The organism is Saccharopolyspora spinosa NRRL 18395 (genome assembly GCF_000194155.1).
Lineage (GTDB): Bacteria > Actinomycetota > Actinomycetes > Mycobacteriales > Pseudonocardiaceae > Saccharopolyspora > Saccharopolyspora spinosa.
Window position 1 is genome coordinate 773,308 of record NZ_GL877879.1, and the last position, 18,253, is coordinate 791,560.

General features: G+C 67.2%; 4 protein-coding genes and 5 pseudogenes. All 9 read right to left on the minus strand.

What is annotated here, in order from left to right; translation table 11 throughout:
• Positions 1 to 197: 197 nt before the first annotated feature.
• A complete protein-coding gene (locus SSPN_RS0122745; protein WP_010309356.1) occupies positions 198 to 794 on the minus strand; it encodes a DUF4232 domain-containing protein in 597 nt (198 codons plus the stop codon).
• Positions 795 to 1,156: 362 nt separating this feature from the next.
• A complete protein-coding gene (locus SSPN_RS62185) occupies positions 1,157 to 11,431 on the minus strand; it encodes a type I polyketide synthase (RefSeq protein ID WP_337466368.1) in 10,275 nt (3,424 codons plus the stop codon).
• Positions 11,432 to 11,443: 12 nt separating this feature from the next.
• Positions 11,444 to 11,488 (minus strand): annotated as a pseudogene (locus tag SSPN_RS62190) (hypothetical protein); the annotation flags it as partial.
• Positions 11,485 to 11,784, minus strand: coding sequence for a hypothetical protein (locus tag SSPN_RS62195; protein WP_337466369.1), 300 nt, complete (start codon positions 11,782 to 11,784; stop codon positions 11,485 to 11,487). The gene SSPN_RS62195 and the pseudogene SSPN_RS62190, both read right to left, overlap by 4 nt.
• Before the next feature lie 33 nt (positions 11,785 to 11,817).
• A pseudogene (locus SSPN_RS62200) lies at positions 11,818 to 15,029 on the minus strand (type I polyketide synthase); the annotation flags it as partial.
• Between the two features lie 244 nt (positions 15,030 to 15,273).
• Positions 15,274 to 16,638 (minus strand): annotated as a pseudogene (locus SSPN_RS63295) (acyltransferase domain-containing protein); the annotation flags it as partial.
• Positions 16,639 to 16,677: 39 nt separating this feature from the next.
• Positions 16,678 to 17,724 (minus strand): annotated as a pseudogene (locus SSPN_RS63300) (beta-ketoacyl synthase N-terminal-like domain-containing protein); the annotation flags it as partial.
• A 72-nt stretch (positions 17,725 to 17,796) separates the two neighbouring features.
• A pseudogene (locus SSPN_RS63305) lies at positions 17,797 to 17,844 on the minus strand (polyketide synthase docking domain-containing protein); the annotation flags it as partial.
• A 50-nt stretch (positions 17,845 to 17,894) separates the two neighbouring features.
• Entirely contained in the window at positions 17,895 to 18,233 is a 339-nt protein-coding gene (locus SSPN_RS49170) for a hypothetical protein (protein WP_029535628.1), read from the minus strand.
• Positions 18,234 to 18,253 lie beyond the last annotated feature (20 nt).

Here is an 18,253-nt window from a genome sequence, read left to right on the forward strand (position 1 = left end):
CGCCCGACAGAGAACGCGTCAGCGCCGCCGCACTCGACGGCCCCGGATGCCAGGCCCCGTTGGAGGCGCCCGAGACGCCTGAGTATGTACCAGCGCTGCGCCCGGACGTGAACAACGCTGGTCACAACGACAAACGTACGGACGCTTCGCCGGAGGCGCCGCACGGCGAGGTCGAATCTGCGGGACTCACATGGGTTTTAGCGCAGCTCGTCTGCGGTAGACACCAGCGAGCTGACTCGCAGGTACTTCGCGGCGAACTTCACGTTGCCGTCGCCGAGAACGTTGACCGGCTGGGCCTCGGACAGGTCCGGCAGCGAGGACTGGAACCCGGTGAGGACATGGGCGTTCGGGTCGCCGCTGTCGGCCAGGACCATGCCAATGCCGGCGTACGCGCTCTGACCGGGCTGGAGGGTGAATTCCTCGGGCGCGTCGGGAAGCCGCACGTCCTCGACCGGCAGGTCCTCGATCGGCGAGTTGCTCATGTCCACGCCCTTGAGGTTCGGCACGCCGCCGTTGATCGTGCAGGTCTTGTCCGACCGGTTCCCGTACGCCACGATGAAACTGCCGGGGTCGCCTTTCACCGGTGTCGCGGTGGCGAGGAAATCGGCCTCCGAGCAGTTCGACGTGCCGATGTCCCCGCCGCCCCCGCCCGAGGCCATACCAACATTGCGCGCGTCATGCCCGGGCGCCGGCGAGGACTGAAGTGCGGCGGCGGTTCCGCAGCCGCTGACCAGCAGTACTCCCCCCAGAAGGCCGGTGATGGCGGTCGTCAAACGGTGGCGCTTGAGCATCATGCTCCCCTTTTCCTCTCAGGTGTGTCAGCGGCTTCTCACCGCTCTGTCAACAAGAAAGACGCACCACGCCCACCGGGGTTGCGTCCACCGCCCAAATCGGACGAATTTCGAGGTGAGGGGCACCCTTGAGCGGCTCAGCCACCCAAGGGTGCCCCTCACCTCGGAATGCGGGCTCGGACGAATTCGTTTGACGTTGCCCGAAAGGACATGATTCGCCAGGCCGATGGCCACGAGCGGCAGCGGAATCACGATCAGCGCGCGTGCCGCGCATCGTGCGCCGTCAAGATCGGCGAGCCTGGACCACGGAAGGCGGCACCGCCGGGGTGGCCGGTGCCGCCCAGAAGGTCCTAAAAGGACGCCCGTCAGCGTTGCCGAGCGGTGCGCTGGTTGAGTTTGTCAAGCCAACTCGCGACTGCCTGTGCGGTGGACCCGGCGTGCTCGTCCATCATCGAGAAGTGGTCGCCCGGCACCTGGACCGTGGCATCCGCGAGAGTCCACCCTGGCCGCCAGGAGTCATCTGTCCACGGCCGCCCTTCAGGGTCTGCGACGCAATCTTCGGTCCGCACGAACAGCGTCGGAGCACCGATCGGCGTCGGAGTCCACTCGGTGAACATCCGGAAGTACCCGCCCATCGCGGTGATACCGACATCCTGCATGTCCGTGAAAGTCGCGAGCTTCTCATACGTCCGGTGGGCCATCGCCACGGAGAACCTCGGCGTGATCTCACCGGGGATGTAGGTGTCCAGCAGTACGACCCCGGCCGGGACGACCCCGCGACGCTCCAGCTCACCGGCTACCTCGTGCGCCAGCCAGCCCCCGGAGGAATGCCCGACCAGTACGAACGAGCCCCCGGCGAATTCCTGCAGCACCGCCTCCGCCTGCGTCCGAACCGCCACCTCGATGGCGGACGGCAGCGGTTCTCCCGCAATGAATCCAGGCATCGGGATCACCGAAACGTCCCGCACATCGCGGAACCCGGCGGCGATCCGCGCGTACTGCTGTGCGGGCGGCATCCCGATCAGCGCCGGCATGCACACCAAGGCAAGCTCTTCGGGACCACGGGAAAGCTGGACGGGTTTCGGCAGGGATTCCAGCTCGCCAGGCGAACCGAACACCGGTCGCAACTGGGCAGCGACCTTCACCAAATCCATCCCGTCAAGTATCCGGCCAGCCGCATACGCCTGTTGGAAGAGCGACCTCACGGGCTCCGTGGCGTCGTTGTCGTCGGTTCGCCTCGGTGCCGGCGCGGTCGCGGTGCCTAGCTGCGCGCACACGTGCTGGGCGAGTGCCGCCGCAGTGCCGTGGTCGAAGGCCAGCGTCGCGGGAAGCCGCAGTCCGGTGGCGGTAGCGAGACGGTTGCGGAGTTCGATGGCCGTCAGCGAGTCGAAACCCAGCTCGGCCAAAGGCTTCTCGATGTCCACATCGCTCGACCTGCCGTGCCCCAGTACCACCGCGATATCGGCGCGGACGCGCTGGAGCACTTGCTGCCGACGTTCGCCCTCCGACAATCCGGCCAGCCGTTCGTGCAACGGCTCAACCCTGGAAGTGAACGGAGTGCGGCGGCTTGGCCCCATTGCCATGCCATGCAGCATTTCCGGAATCCGGGTCTGCACGGATCGGGCCTGCACACGCAGTGCTTCGACATCCAGTCGCACCGGTGCCAGCAACGGTTCGTCCGAGCCAACGGCAGCGTCGAACAAGGCCAGCCCTCCCGGTGCCGAAAGCGGGCCAATGCCTGCCCGCGACAGCCGCTCCACATCTGCCGCAGCGAGGTCGCCCGCCATTCCATCGATACTCGCCCACAGCCCGGAGGCCAGCGACAGCGCGGGCAGCCCCTGGGCCTGCCGGCAATGCGCCAAGGCATCCAGGAAAGCGTTGCCGGCAGCGTAATTGCTCTGCCCCGCACCGCCGAACAGGCCCGCGACCGAGGAGAACAACACGAACGCCGACAGACCGAGTTCCCGAGTCAGCTCGTGCAGGTACCACGCGGCATCCACTTTGGGCCGCAACACCGCGTCCAAGCGCTCCGGCGACATCGACATCAGCACACCGTCATCCAGCACACCGGCGGCGTGCACCACCACCCGCAACGGGTTTTCCGCAGGCACCGACGCCACCAGCCGCGCAAGCGAGTCCCGATCTGCCGAGTCGCACGCGACGACCGCGACGTCGGCGCCGGCCTGCTCCAGCTCGGCCACCAGCTCATCCGCTCCGGGCGCCGCCAGACCACGGCGACTTGCGAGCAACAGGTGCCGCACACCGTGGGCGCTGACCAGATGGCGTGCGAGCAGGGCCCCGAGCCCGCCGGTTCCGCCGGTGACCAGCACGGTGCCTTCATCCCACCTGAACGCTTCACCTCCACTCACCTTCACCTGGCCGAGGCGGGGCGCCAGCACAACTCCCGACCGCACCGCGAGCTGCGCTTCTCCCGCAGTCAGCGCTTCGGCGAGTGCCGTCTGCGATGCTCGCTCGTCGTCCATATCGATCAAGGCGAATCGGTCCGGGTGCTCCGCTTGCGCGCTGCGGACCAAGCCCCACAGCGGCGCGTGTACCAGGTCGAGCACGTCTTCTCCAGCAACTGCGGAGACCGCCCGATGCGTCAGCAGGATCAGGCGCGTACTGACGAACCGGTCATCGGCAAGCCATTGCTGCAGCATCGCCATCGCCTGTTGCGTCGCCCTTCGCGCGGCGGTCGGCAGCTCCTGCATCGCTCGGGGTCGCGGGCACGGGACGATGACCGCACCAGGAGCTGAACCCCGCTTGGCAACCTCGGTGGCCAACGAAGCAAGGTCCGCATGGGACTCGACTTGGACACCAGTGGTCTTCAGCGCAGCGTGCCACTCCGGTTCGCCCAAACCGACCACCGCGCAGGAGGTCAGAGACATCCCCGCAGATTCAGCCGACCTTACCCACTCGACGTGCAGCAGCCGCTCTTGATCGCCGCGACCGGCACCGATCTGGTCGGTGGAGACCGGTCGCGTCGAAAGCGATTCCACCGCAGCGACTCGTCGCCCTGTGGCATCCACCAACGTCAATGAGACTGCACCGGAGCCCAGCGGCGAGAGCCGTACCCGAAGCGCTGCTCCTTCAGCGCGGTACAGCTGGGCGCCACGCCAGGAAAACGGCAGACGCGCTTCCGAGTCGGGCGAAGCACCAAGCGCCATCGCGTGCAGTGCAGCGTCCAGCAGCGCCGGGTGGATGCCGAAACCCGAGGCGTCTGGTGACCCGGCCAATTCGGCGAAGATATCGTCGCCGTGCCGCCATGCGGCGCGGAGCCCTTGGAATACCGGACCGTAGGTCAAGCCGCGCTCGGCGAGGCGCTCGTAGAACTCCGCCAGATCGACCTGCCCGGCGCCGTCCGGCGGCCATGCCGTCGAATCCGCCGGCGGCACCGCATTGGCCTGGGCCAACAGCCCGGAGGCAATCCGCCGCCAGTCGCCGTCTTCATCAGCGCCTCGGGAATAGAGCTGCAAACTGCGCCGGCCGGCCTCATCCGGAGCCCCCACCGCCAACTGCACCGCCGCAGCGCCCCGCTCCGGCAGGACCAGCGGTGCCTCCAAGGTGAGCTCCTCCACACGTTCACAACCGACCTGGCTACCGGCCCGCCACGCCATCTCCAGCAACGCGGTGCCGGGGACGACGACTTCGCCCAGCACGCGGTGTTCCGCCAGCCACGGATGCGTCCCCACCGACAGCCTGCCGGTCAGCAGCACCTCATCGCCGCCCGCGACCGGCACCACGGCACCCAACAGCGGATGCTCCGCCCCGGTCAGGCCAACACCGGTCACATCACCGGAATCCGATGGCTCCAGCCAGTACCGCTGTCGTTGGAAGGCATACGTGGGAAGGTCGACTTGCGTTGCCCTCGTACCAGCGAAAAATGACCCCCAGTCCACCGCGCCACCACGAGTGTGGGTCTGCGCCAAAGCGTCCAGCACCGTTCGGACCTCATCACGGTCTCTCCGCACCAACGGAATCCCCGTCGCCCGCCCGGACTCCGCCACACACTCTTGAACCAAGCTCGACAACGCCCCGTCCGGACCGAGTTCCACAATCGTGTCGACGCCTTGGTCCACAAGCGCCTGGACACCGTCGGCGAAGCGGACGGGCTCTCGCACCTGGCGCACCCAATACTCCGGCGTAGCCATCACGCCCACGTCATCGAGGTTTCCGGTCAGCGTCGAGACAATCGGCAGCCGTGGAGACCGGTAGTCCACGCTCCGTGCGAGCTCGGCGAACTCCGCCAGCATCGGATCCATCCGATGCGAATGAAACGCGTGCGAAACCCGCAACCACCTCGACCGGATACCTTGCCCGTCCAGCCGACCGGCAATGCCATCGAGCACATCCCGGTCACCGGAAAGCACCACCGACCCCGGAGCGTTAACCGCTGCGACACCAACACGATCCCGCACCCCATCGAGCAGCGGGCCGACTCGGGCCTCGGTCGCGGACACCGCCAGCATGGCACCGCCAGAAGGCAACGCCTGCATCAACCGCGCACGACCCGCCACCAGCCGAGCCGCCTCCGCCATCGACAGCACACCTGCGGCGAACGCCGCGGCTAGCTCCCCGACCGAATGCCCCAGCACTACGCTGGGCCGAACACCCCACGTACCCAACAATTCCCAGAGACCGACCTGCAACGCGAACAAACCCGACTGCGCCCACAAAGTCCGATCCAGCAAGGACTCGTCGGAGCCGAACACCACATCCCGAACCCCGACTTCCCTCCCCAGGTTCGCATCGAGCTCGGCGCATGCTTCGTCGAAAGCACCGGCGAACGCCGGAAACTCCGAGTACAACCGGCGGCCCATCCCCAACCACTGACCGCCTTGACCGGCGAACACAAACCCGGTCCGGCCACCAATCCCGACAGGTCCCGTAACCACGCCAGCAGCCTCATGACCGGCAGCCAGCGCATTCAGGCCAGACAACAACGTGTCACGATCCGACCCCAGCACCACCGCCCGCTCATCCAGCGCCGAACGGGTCACCGCAAGCGAAATCCCAACGTCCAGAGGGGAGACATCAACATTTTGGTCCAAATAGGTCGCCAACGTTGCCGCCTGGGCGGATAGCGCTTCGGGTGTTTTGCCCGACACCACCCACGGCACCACCGGAACATCCAGAACAGGACTCGAATCCGGCTCCGCTGCCTGATCCATCTGCCCCGTGGACTGTTCCAGGATGACGTGCGCGTTGGTGCCGCTGATCCCGAACGACGACACCCCCACCCGACAGGGGCGACCACTGTCGGGCCAGGGCGTGTTCTCCGTCAGGAGCTGGACCCTCCCCGCCGACCAATCCACCTGCGAGGAGGGTGCATCCACGTGCAGCGTGCGCGGAAGTTGCCCGTGCCGCATCGCCATCACCATCTTGATCACACCGGCAACACCCGCCGCCGCCTGCGTATGACCGATGTTGGACTTCACCGACCCCAACCACAACGGCCGACCGGGATCACGATCGCGCCCATACGTAGCAATCAGAGCCTGCGCCTCAATCGGATCACCCAACCTGGTCCCGGTCCCATGCGCCTCCACGGCATCCACATCGGACACCGACAGACCCGCACTCGCCAACGCCTGCTGGATGACCCGCTGCTGCGAGGGACCATTCGGCGCGGTCAAGCCATTCGACGCACCATCCTGATTCACCGCCGACCCACGAACCACCGCCAACACCCGATGCCCATTCCGCCGAGCATCCGACAACCGCTCCAACAACACCAAACCAGCACCCTCACCCCAACCGGTACCGTCCGCGCTCTCCGCGAACGACTTGCACCGCCCGTCCGGTGCCAGGCCCCGCTGACGGGAGAATTCCACAAACGTCCCGGGCGTCGACATCACCGTCACACCACCGGCAAGGGCGAGATCGCATTCGGTCACCGCAGGACCCTCGAAACCAAACGAGTACGCAATCCGGCCCGACGCGACACTCCCAGCACTGCCATTGCCGAGATACCCCTCGAAACCTTCCGGGGCTCGGCTGGCGAACCGGGCGCCATAGTCGTGGTACATCAGCCCCGCGAACACACCGGTCCGACTCCCCCTCAGCGAACCCGGATCGATCCCTGCCCGTTCAATGGCCTCCCAGGACAGCTCCAGCAACAGCCGTTGCTGCGGATCCATCGCCAACGCCTCACGCGGGGAAATCCCGAAGAAACCCGCATCGAACCGATCGGCGTCGGTGAGGAAGGCCCCTTCCCGCACGTAGGTCTTCCCAGCCCGTTCCGGGTCCGGATCGAACAAGCCTGCCAGATCCCAGCCGCGATCGGCTGGGAAGTCCGCGACCGCATCCACGCCCCCGGCCACCAAACGCCAGAGCTCCTCCGGCGAGGACACCTGACCGGGAAAACGGCATCCCATCCCGACTATCGCGACGAGATCGTCTTCGGCGACCGGTGCCCTGGTCGTCGTCACCGGCGCTGGCGTCGTAGCGATCTCGTCTGCCAGTTCCTGGTGCAGGAACCGGGCCAGCGCCCTCGGCGTCGGATAGTCGAACACCGCAGTCGCCGGCAACCGCACCCCCAGCACCCCGGCAAGGCGGTTCCGCAACTCCACACCAGACAACGAATCAAAACCCAGATCCCGGAAAGCGCGCTCGACCCCGACGTCAGCCGCGCTCGAATACCCCAGCACGGCCGCGGCATGCTCCCGCACCACCCCGAGCAGGGTGCCCTCGTCCGCGAGCTCGGTTCCGCTAGCCCGCCTATTACGACGGATGGGGGGTACCAGTGCCGTCAACAATGCGGGCAGCGAGCCCGACCGCGCCTGCTCGGCCAGGAAAGTCCTGTCCAACTTCGCCGGAACTACCGCTGCCCGGTCCAGCGCCAGCCCGGCATCGAACAGCCGCAATCCCTCCTTGGTGGACAACGGCGGGTTGGCGCGCGCGATCCTGCTCCGGTCGACCTCGCTGAGCGTCTCCGTCATCCCGCTCGGCTGCTCCCACAGGCCCCAGGCCAGCGACACCGCAGGCAGTCCCTGTGACCGCCGGTAATGCGCCAATGCGTCCAGGAACGCGTTCGCCGCCGCATAATTGCCCTGACCAGGAGCGCCGGCAACACCGGAAAGCGAGGAGAACAACGCGAAGAACGACAGGTCCGTATCACGAGTCAGCTCGTGCAGATTCCACGCCCCCGCCGCCTTCGGGCCGAACACCGCTCCCACGTCGTCCGGTGACAACGACTCGATCACCCCGTCGGCCAGCGCCCCCGCGGCATGCACCACGCCGCACAACGGAAATTCCGCCGGGACCGCCGCCAGCAACGACTCCAGATCAGCACGATCCGCGACGTCGCACGCCACCACGTCGACCACGGCACCGAGGCCGTTCAGCTCACCCACCAACTCGGTGATTCCAGGAGCATCCCAGCCACGACGGCCCGTCAACACCAATCGGCGGACACCGCGTTCGGTCACCAGGTGGCGGGCAACCGCGCCCCCCAACAGGCCCGTGCCGCCCGAAATCAGCACGGTTCGGTCGGGATCCGCCACAACCGCGGGCACGTCGATCTGCCCGGCGACCGAAGCCAAGCGGGGCGCTCGCACCGCGCCCTTCCGCAGGGCCAACTGCGGTTCCATCGAGCCCAACGCACTCGGCAACGCACGCCACGATTCGGCGGTTCCGTCGACGTCCGCCAGCACAAACTGCCCCGGGTTCTCCACCTGCGCGGCACGCAACAACCCCCACAACGGCGCATGTGCCAGCTCTGATGCACCGTCACTCGGAGCCGTCGTCACCGCTGCACACGTCACCACCACCAGACGTGCCTCGGCCAACCGCGGCTCAGCCAACCACGCTTGGAGCAGAGCCAACGTCTGCTGGGTCTCCGCAAGTGCGGCTGCGCCGGTGCCGGGATCCGCCTGTTCTCCGGCGCAGTAGACCACGACATCAGGAACCAGCGCGCTGGAATCAAGTTTCTCGGCTAGCGCCGCCAGATCCGCGCAGCGGTCGGCGGAATCCGTTGCGAGTTTGATGAGATCGTCTTTACCGCAGGCAGTATCACCAAGCAGGGCCCAGCGACCCGGTTCCGTCGACTGCGTCGCCACCGGCTCCCAGGTCACCTCGAACAGCGCGTCGCGGACAGCGTCCCGATTCGCCAGCTGTCCCGACGACACGCTTCGTAGCCTGAGAGAATCGATCGAGGCGAGCAACCGCCCACTCTCATCCATCACGGCCACCGATATCGCGTCGGGTCGCCTGGTCTCCAGCCGCACCCTGCTGATCGTCCCTGCCGGAGCGGAAAGTTCGACGCCGGTGAATGAGAACGGCAGCCACGCGCCGCCTTGCTCCGGGCGGTCGCCGAGCGCGGACGCCTGCAGCGCGGCATCCAGCAACGCTGGGTCGAGCAGGTATCCCGACGCCATCGCATCGGCCTCGGCCGGCGGGGCGATTTCGGCGAGAACCTCGTCACCACGACGCCATGCCGCCTGAAGCCCCTGGAACAACGGCCCGTACTCGAACCCGTTTCCGGCCAGAGCGACGTAGAACTCATCGAGAGCAATCGACTCGGCACCCTCAGCCGACCAATCAGGAACCGCCCTACCACCGGTGGTGCCGACGACGAGTTCGCCGGTGGCGTGGCGCGTCCAACCCCCACCTCTCGACCCACCGGCCGGGCGGGAATACAGCGACACCCTTCGCCGACCGCCTTCGTCGGGTGCGTTCACCAGCAGCTGGATTTCGATGGCGTCGTTCGTCCGCACACGTTCTTCCGCAGTTTCAATTGAAACTGTGGTCCCTCCCGCAGGGCCACGACTACCGGCACCCGCCGCGCGTTCGGGGACCACCAGCGGTGTTTCCAGGGTGAGCTCTTCCACCCGGTCACAGCCGAGACGCGCCCCTGCGTGCAGGGCCATCTCCAGGATGGCGGTGCCGGGGACGACGACCTCGCCCAGCACGCGATGCTGGGCCAGCCACGGATGCGTCCCCACCGACAACCGGCCGGTCAGCACCATCCCATCACCATCGGCCAGCGCAACCACGGCCCCCAGCAACGGATGCTCCGCCGCAGCCAGGCCGATACCCGTCACATCGCCGTAATCCGATGTTTCCAGCCAGTACCGCTGCCGCTGGAAGGCATACGTCGGCAACTCGACCCGCCGTGCCCCGGTGCCGGCGAAATACGCCGACCATTCGACCGGAACACCACGCGTGTGCGCCCGCGCCACCGCGGCGACCACAGTTTCGGTTTCCGTACGGTCTTTACGCAGCATCGGAATCGGCATGGCCTGATCAGCCCACGAATGACAATCGGGAATCAGGGCCGACAGCGTCGCATCAGGGCCGAGTTCGAAGATCGTGGCGACCCCTTGCTGCGCGAGCACCCGGACGCCGTCGGCGAAGCGGACGGGCTCTCGAACCTGACGCACCCAATACTCCGGCGTAGCCATCACACCTGCGGTGTCGAGCTCACCCGTCAACGTCGACACGACCGGTAGGTCGCCACGCCGGTAGTCCACGCTGCGTGCGATTTCGGCGAACTCCTGCAACATCGGGTCCATCCGATACGAATGAAACGCATGCGAAACCCGCAACCGCCGCCACCGAATCCCTTGCCCATCCAGCGCGCCGGCGATGTCGTCAAGCACCTCCCGATCGCCGGAGAGCACCACCGACTCAGGAGCGTTGACCGCGGCGATACCCGCACCATCAACCCGATCGGCCAACAACGGCCGCAGCTGCTCCTCACCAGCAGCCACCGCCAACATGGCACCGCCAGAAGGCAACGCCTGCATCAACCGGGCACGACCCGCCACCATCCGAGCCGCATCCGGCAACGACAACACTCCCGCCGCAACCGCCGCCGCGAACTCGCCGACCGAATGGCCCAGCACCACACCCGGCCGGACACCCCACGAACCCAGCAGGCTCAGCAAACCAACCTGCAACGCGAACAAACCCGACTGGGCCCACAGCGTCCGATCCAACAAGGACCCGTCGGAACCAAACACCACATCCCGGACCCCCACGTCCTGCCCCAGATGCGCGTCCAGTCCGGCACATGCTTCGTCAAACGCGTCAGCGAACACCGGAAAAACCGAGTAGAGCCCCCGGCCCATCCCCAACCACTGTCCGCCCTGACCGGCGAACACGAACCCAACCCCGCCAGAGACCGGGGATCCCGACACCACCCCAGAAGCCTCGCGACCGGAAGCCAGCGCTTCCAACCCGGACAACAACGTTTCGCGGTCCGCTCCCAGCACCACCGCCCGCTCCTCCAACGCGGCCCGGGAGGAAGCCAACGAAAACGCCGCATCCAGCGTGGAAATATCGCCACGCTCACCCAAATAGGACAACAATGCGCTCGCCTGAGCGCTGAGCGCTGCCGGTGTTCTCCCCGACACGATCAACGGGACCGCTGGAAGGTCCACGGTCGATTCCGAATCGGGACCGCTCTTGTCCGCAGTCTCGTCTGGTGTTTTCGAGGCTTGTTCGAGGATGACGTGTGCGTTGGTGCCGCTGATCCCGAACGACGACACGCCCACCCGCCGAGGATGGCTGTTGCCGGGCCAGGGGGTGTTCTCCGTGAGGAGCTGGACATCCCCCGCCGACCAATCCACTTCCGACGTAGGTTCATCCACATGCAACGTCGCGGGCAGCTGCCCGTGCCGCATCGCCATCACCATCTTGATCACACCAGCGACACCCGCCGCCGCCTGGGTGTGACCAATATTCGACTTCACCGACCCCAGCCACAACGGCCGACCGGGATCACGATCCCGGCCGTACGTAGCATCAGAGCCTGCGCCTCAATCGGATCACCAAGCCTGGTTCCAGTCCCATGCGCCTCCACGGCGTCCACATCAGACACCGACAAACCAGCACTCGCCAACGCCTGCGTGATCACCCGCTGCTGCGAGGGCCCATTCGGCGCCGTCAAACCATTCGACGCACCATCCTGATTCACCGCGCTACCCCGCACGACCGCCAGAACCGCGTGCCCGTTGCGCCGGGCATCCGACAGCCGCTCCAACAACACCAAGCCCGCGCCTTCTCCCCAACCGGTGCCATCCGCAGCCGCCGCAAACGACTTGCACCGCCCATCCGCCGCCAAGCCCCGTTGACGCGAAAACTCCACGAACATCCCCGGCGTGGCCATCACCGTCACACCACCCGCAAGAGCCAGATCACACTCACCAGACCGCAGTGCTTGACCCGCCAGGTGCAGCGCCACCAACGACGACGAACACGCCGTATCCACCGTCACCGCAGGACCCTCGAAACCAAACGAATACGCAACCCGACCCGAAAACACGCCTCCCGCGCTGCCATTACCTAGATAACCCTCGAAACCCTCCGGCGCCCTCGTGATGAACCGCGCGCCGTAGTCGTGGTGCATCAGCCCCGCGAACACGCCGGTCCGGCTCCCCCGCAACGAAAGCGGATCAATCCCCGCCCGCTCCACGGTTTCCCAAGCGACTTCCAGCAGCAACCGCTGCTGCGGATCCATGCCTCACGCGGGGAAATCCCGAAGAAACCGGCATCGAACTCTGCCGCATCTCGCAGGAAGCCACCCTCACACACATACGAGGTCCCAAGACGATCGGGATCCGGATCGAACAACCCCGCCTGATCCCAGCCACGATCGTCCGGGAACTCCGCCACCGCATCCAAGCCCCCGGCCACCAAACGCCAAAGCTCCTCCGGCGAGGACACCCCACCCGGATAACGACAGCCCATCCCCACGATCACAACGGGATCGTCAGCAGTCACCGCCGCCACAGCCGCCGGTGCGGGAGTCGGAGCCTCCACGCCACCAATCAGTTTGTCGAGCAAGAACCGAACCAACGCCCGCGGTGTCGGATAGTCGAACACCGCAGTAGCCGGCAACCGAACGCCCAGCACCCCGCCAAGCCGGTTCCGAAACTCCACACCGGACAACGAATCAAAACCCAAATCCCGGAAAGCACGATCGGCCCCGACCTCGACCGCACCCGAATGCCCCAGCACCGCCGAAACATGCTCGCGCACCAAACCCAACAGCTGGGTTTCCTGATCCAGGTCCGGCAGCCTCCGCAGCCGACCAACCAGACCGTTGACGTCCGCCGACTCGTTGACCGCGCTCCGCCGCACGGGCGCTGGCACCAGGTCGCGCAACAACGCAGGCACACCGCCGTCGGCCGCATCAGCGCGCAGGGCGTTCAGGTCGACGTGGACCGGAACCAGAAGCGATTCGCCCGGAACGCGAAACGCCATCTCGAACAGCCGCAACCCGTCCGGCGCGGACATCGGCGGATTGGTGCGCGCAATGCGGCTACGGCCCGCCGCATCGAGCGCTCCGGTCATCCCGCTGGGCTGCTCCCACAAGCCCCAAGCCAGCGACACCGCAGGCAGCCCCGCCGTCCGCCGGTGCTGAGCCAGGCCGTCCAGGAACGCGTTCGCCGCCGCGTAGTTTCCCTGACCCGCAGCCCCCGCCACGCCGGAGAACGAGGAGAAGAGCACGAAGAACGAGAGATCCAGATCAAGAGTCAACTCGTGCAGGTGCCACGCACCGGCGGCCTTCGGGCCGAACACCTTTGCCACGTGCTCTGGTGTCAGCGACTCGACGACCCCGTCGGCAAGTGCCCCGGCCGCATGCACCACTCCGCGCAGCGGGAACTCTGCCGAGATCGTCGTCAGCAGCCGGTCCAACTGGGCCCGATCCCCGACATCGCAGCTCGCCACCTCGACCGCAGCTCCCAGGCCCACCAACTCATCCACCAGGTCGGTGACCCCGGGGGCGCTCCAGCCGCGTCGCCCCGCGAGCACCAGGCGGCGGACACCGCGCTCCGCCACCAAATGCCGGGCAACCAACCCGCCCAGCAGGCCCGTACCGCCGGAAATCAACACCGTCCCATCCGCACCGGGCACTGGGATCCGGCTGTCCTCGGCGGCAACACATCGCGCCAGGCGAGGCACCCGGACTTCACCGGCGCGCAACGCCAGCTGCGGTTCTCCGGAACGCACGGCCGCCGCGAGCGCACGCCATGATTCGGCGGTTCCGTCCACATCGACCAACACGAATCGGTCCGGGTTCTCCGACTGCGCCGAACGCAACAAACCCCACGACGCAGCATGCACCAGGTCGGAAACACCCTCGGCGGGACCTGTCGACGCCGCACCACACGTCACAACCACCAGGCGAGATCCGGCGAATCGCGCCGCCGCCAACCAATCCTGGATCAGGTCAAGCATGCGTTGTGTCGCGGCACGTGCCTCGGAAGCAACGTCCAAGTCCTGGCGAGACGCACCGCATGGCACCACCACGACGTCCGGGGGCGGGTCAGCCAACCCGGTCAGGTCGGGGTGGAGTTCCGTGCCAAGTGCCGAGCCGCAGGCTCGGGCGAGTTCGTCATTGCCGATCACTGCCCAGGAGACCGGCTTGGCAGCGCCGGGCGAGATTCGCTTCCAGTCGACCCGGAACAGGGACTCGTGTTCCATCGCACGGGCCGCTGCCAACTGCTTGTCCGAAATCTGGCGCAGCACCAGCGAATCGATGGAGAGCACGGCTTGGCCAGTCGTGTCGGTCGTGAACACCGACACCGCATTCGCGCCCGCCGGAACGAGGTGCACCCGAAGGGAAAGTGCGCCCGTCGCTTTGAGGGACACACCTTGCCACGCGAACGGGAGCCATCCCTCGTCCGGATCCTCTTCGGCTGCGCCCAGCGCCTGCAGTGCCGCATCCAGCAGAGCAGGGTGGATTCCGAACCTGCCGGCGTCTTCGCGGTGTGCGGTGGGCAGGCCGACCTCGGCGAAGATCTCGTCTCCGCGCTTCCAAGCCGCCTGCAACCCCTGGAACGCCGGGCCGAAATCGAAGCCCCGCTCAGCTGCGCGGGCGTAGAAGCTGTCCAGCGGAACCGCGACAGCATCGTTGGGCGGCCAAATCCCATCGGGGCCCTGGCCGGCGTCCTGGTGATCGCTGGAGGTCAACGTGCCGGTCGCGTGGCAGGTCCACGAGTCCTGCGGCACGGCGTCGTCTCGACAGGAATGCACGCGGACCGAGCGGCGCCCGGCCTCGTCCGGACCGCCAACCGCGATCTGCACCTGCACCGCACCGGTCGCGGGCAAAACCAGCGGAGTCGTCAGGGACAACTCCTCGATCAGATCGCACCCGACCTGGTCCGCGGCGCGTATCAGCATTTCCACGAACGCGGTGCCGGGCAGCAGGATCGCCCCGCCGACCACGTGGTCGGCCAACCAGGGCTGGGTCTTGACCGACAGCTTGCAGCAGGAACCCGCCCGCATCGGCCAGCGTCACCGCAGCCCCGAGCAGGGGATGCTCGGCGGAGAGCAAGCCCACCGAACCGAGATCGCCCGCGTCGTACTCGGCGGACTCCAACCAGTACCGCTGCCGCTGGAACGGGTAGGTCGGCAGCGGCACGCGTCGGGCTCCGGTGTTGAGGAATACCTGTTCCCAATTCACCGGCAGTCCGCGCACCTGGCACTCGGCCAGCGAAGTCAGCCAGCGCCGGGAGCCGCCCTCGCCACGCCGCAGCGAACCGACCACCACCCCGCCCGCGTCCGCGGCTTCCAGCGTTTCCTGGATTCCGGCGGTGAGCAGCGGGTGCGGGCTCACCTCGACGAAGAACCGATAGCCCTGATCTGCCATCCGGGCGACGGTCTGCTGGAAGCGGACGGGCTGCCGAAGGTTCTGGTACCAGTAGTCGGCGTCGAGTCGGCCGGTGTCCGTCCGCTCGCCGGTGACCGTCGAGTAGAAAGCGATCTCAGCAGGTTCGGACCCGACTTCGCCCAGCCGGTCCAGAAGCCGGCCCTGGACCTGCGCGATCTGCGGCGAATGCGAGGCGTAATCAATTCCCACCCGCCGGGTCTGCACGTTTTCCGCGGTCAGTTCGGTCTGCAGACGCTCCAGAGCCGACGGTTCGCCGGAAACGACAGTGGAGCCGGGTCCGTTGACCGCCGCAACGGTCAGCTCCGGCAGGCCTGCGATTCGCTTCACCACCGCGCTTTCCGGCAAGGCAATCGCGAGCATGCCTCCCTTCCCGGTCAGCGCCGACACCGCATCGCAGCGGGCAGCGATGATGCGCACCGCATCAGTCAAGGACAAAGCGCCTGCCACATGGGCGGCGGCGATCTCGCCCTGGGAATGACCGACCACCGCGGCGGGCTCCACTCCGCACGAACGCCACAGTTCGGCCAGCGACACCATCATGGCGAACAGCGCGAGCTGAATCACGTCGTCGCGATCCAGCGCGGGTGCATCGGGATCACCGCGAAGGACGCCGAGCAGCGACCAGTCCACGTAAGGGGCCGTAGCCGCCGCGCATTCCGCCAGCTTCCGCCGGAACACCGGCGAGGATTCGGACAGTTCCCTCGCCATCCCCTGCCAATGCGAGCCCTGGCCGGGGAACACGAACGCGACCTTTCCCTTGCAGTCGGCCGCGCCCTGCACCACGTTGGCTGCCGGAACGCCCGCAGCCAACGCCGTCAGTCCGGCGACGAAAGAGTCCCGATCGTCGGCAACCACGACAGCCCGGTGCTCCATCGCAGCGCGACCGGTGGCCAGCGAGTACCCGACGTCCCCCAGTCCCGGCTCCGGGTGCTCGGTCACTACGGAGAGCAACTCGGCAGCCTGCTCGCGCAATGCCGTCTCCGTCTTGCCGGACAGCGGCCAGGGAAATGCCCCGGTCGGCTCGGTACTGCCCGAGACCGGCTCGTCGGATACTTCCTCGACGATCAGGTGTGCGTTGGTACCGCTCATGCCGAACGAGGACACCCCTGCTCGGCGCGGCCTGCCGAGATCCGGCCAGTCAACGCTGTCCGTGAGCAGCCGCACCGCGCCCGCCGACCAGTCCACGTGCTGCGATGGCTGGTCGATGTGCAGGCTGCGGGGCATCTCCCGGTGCCTGATGGCCAGGACCGACTTGATCACCCCGGCCACACCGGCGGCAGCCTGGGTGTGGCCGATGTTCGACTTGAGGGAACCCAGCAGCAGCGGATGATCCGCCGACCGGTTCGCCCCGTAGGTGGCGATCAGGGCCTGCGCCTCGATCGGGTCGCCCAAGGCCGTGCCCGTGCCGTGCGCCTCGACCACATCGACCTCGGCGGGCGACAACCCGGCGTTCGCCAGGGCTTGGCGGATCACTCGCTGCTGTGCGGGACCGCTGGGCGCGGTCAGGCCGTTGGACGTCCCGTCCTGGTTGATCGCGGAACCGACCACCGCCGCCAGCACCGGGTGGCCGTTTCGTCGTGCGTCCGACAGCCGTTCCAGCAGCAGCATTCCGGCGCCCTCGCCCCAGCCGGTGCCGTCGGCGGCATCCGCGAAGGGCTTGCACCGGCCATCCGAGGCGAGTGCGCGTTGCCGGCTGAACTCGACGAAGGCTCCCGGCGTGGCCATCACCGAAATGCCACCGGCCAGGGCCAGGTCGCATTCGCCCAGCCGCAGGGACTGGCAGGCCAGGTGCAGCGCCACCAGGGACGACGAGCAGGCGGTGTCCACGGTGACCGCCGGGCCCTCTAACCCGAAGGTGTAAGCCACCCGGCCGGATGCGACGCTGCCCGCGTTGCCGGTGGCGAAGTAACCCTCGAACTCCGCGGGGGTCTTGCGAAACCGCGACGCGTAGTCGTGGTAGATCAGGCCCGCGAACACACCGGTCTTGGTACCCCGCAAAGAAAACGGGTCAATGCCGGCGCGCTCGAACACCTCCCACGAGATCTCCAGCAGCAACCGCTGTTGCGGGTCCATCGCCTGTGCCTCGCGCGGACTGATCCCGAAGAGCCCGGCATCGAAGTCCGCGACCCCGCGCAGGAAACCACCCTCGCGGACGTAGGAGGTCCCGGCTCGGCCCGGATCAGGATCGAACAGCTCGTCCAGATTCCAGCCACGGTCTTCGGGGAAGTTCGCGATCGCGTCTCCTCCGTCGACGACCAGTCGCCACAGCTCCTCCGGAGTGGAGACGCCACCGGGATAACGACATCCCATCGACACGATCGCGATGGGGTCGTGCTCCTGGCGCTCCAACTCGTGCAGGCGTTCGTGCGCCTCTTCCAGTTCGACGACGACACGCTTGAGGTACTCGCGGAGCTTTTCTTCATTGGCCATCGAAATACACCGTTCCAGTAATCAGGGGAGCTGAGGCGAGGAAAGGGCGGTCAGCGCCGGAACTTCCGGTCGATGAGGTCGAAGATTTCGTCGTCCGTGGCCGCCGTCAGCGATTGGGGTGACGTCGCTCTGGCCGTGCCGTCACGCGCCCCGTCCCACTTGGCGAGGAGTGCGTGCAAGCGCTCCGCCACCTTGGCCTGGTCTTCCAGTGGGATCGAAGGCCCTTGCGCCAACGTGGTATCCAGCCTGTCGAGCTCGGCGAGCAGCGATTCGATGCCGTTGTCCGGCTCCGCGACCAGGGCCGGAACCAACTGTTCGGACAACGCCAGCGGCGTCGGGTGGTCGAAAACCAGCGTCGGCGGCAGGCGAAGCCCGGTCACCGCGTTCAACCTGTTGCGCAGCTCTACCG

Bases quoted from the DNA above. Each gene is read 5' to 3' on its own strand.
- SSPN_RS0122745 (WP_010309356.1), bottom strand. From the start codon at position 794: ATGATGCTCAAGCGCCACCGTTTGACGACCGCCATCACCGGCCTTCTG.
- SSPN_RS62185 (WP_337466368.1), bottom strand. From the start codon at position 11,431: ATGGTGATGGCGATGCGGCACGGGCAGCTGCCCGCGACGTTGCATGTG.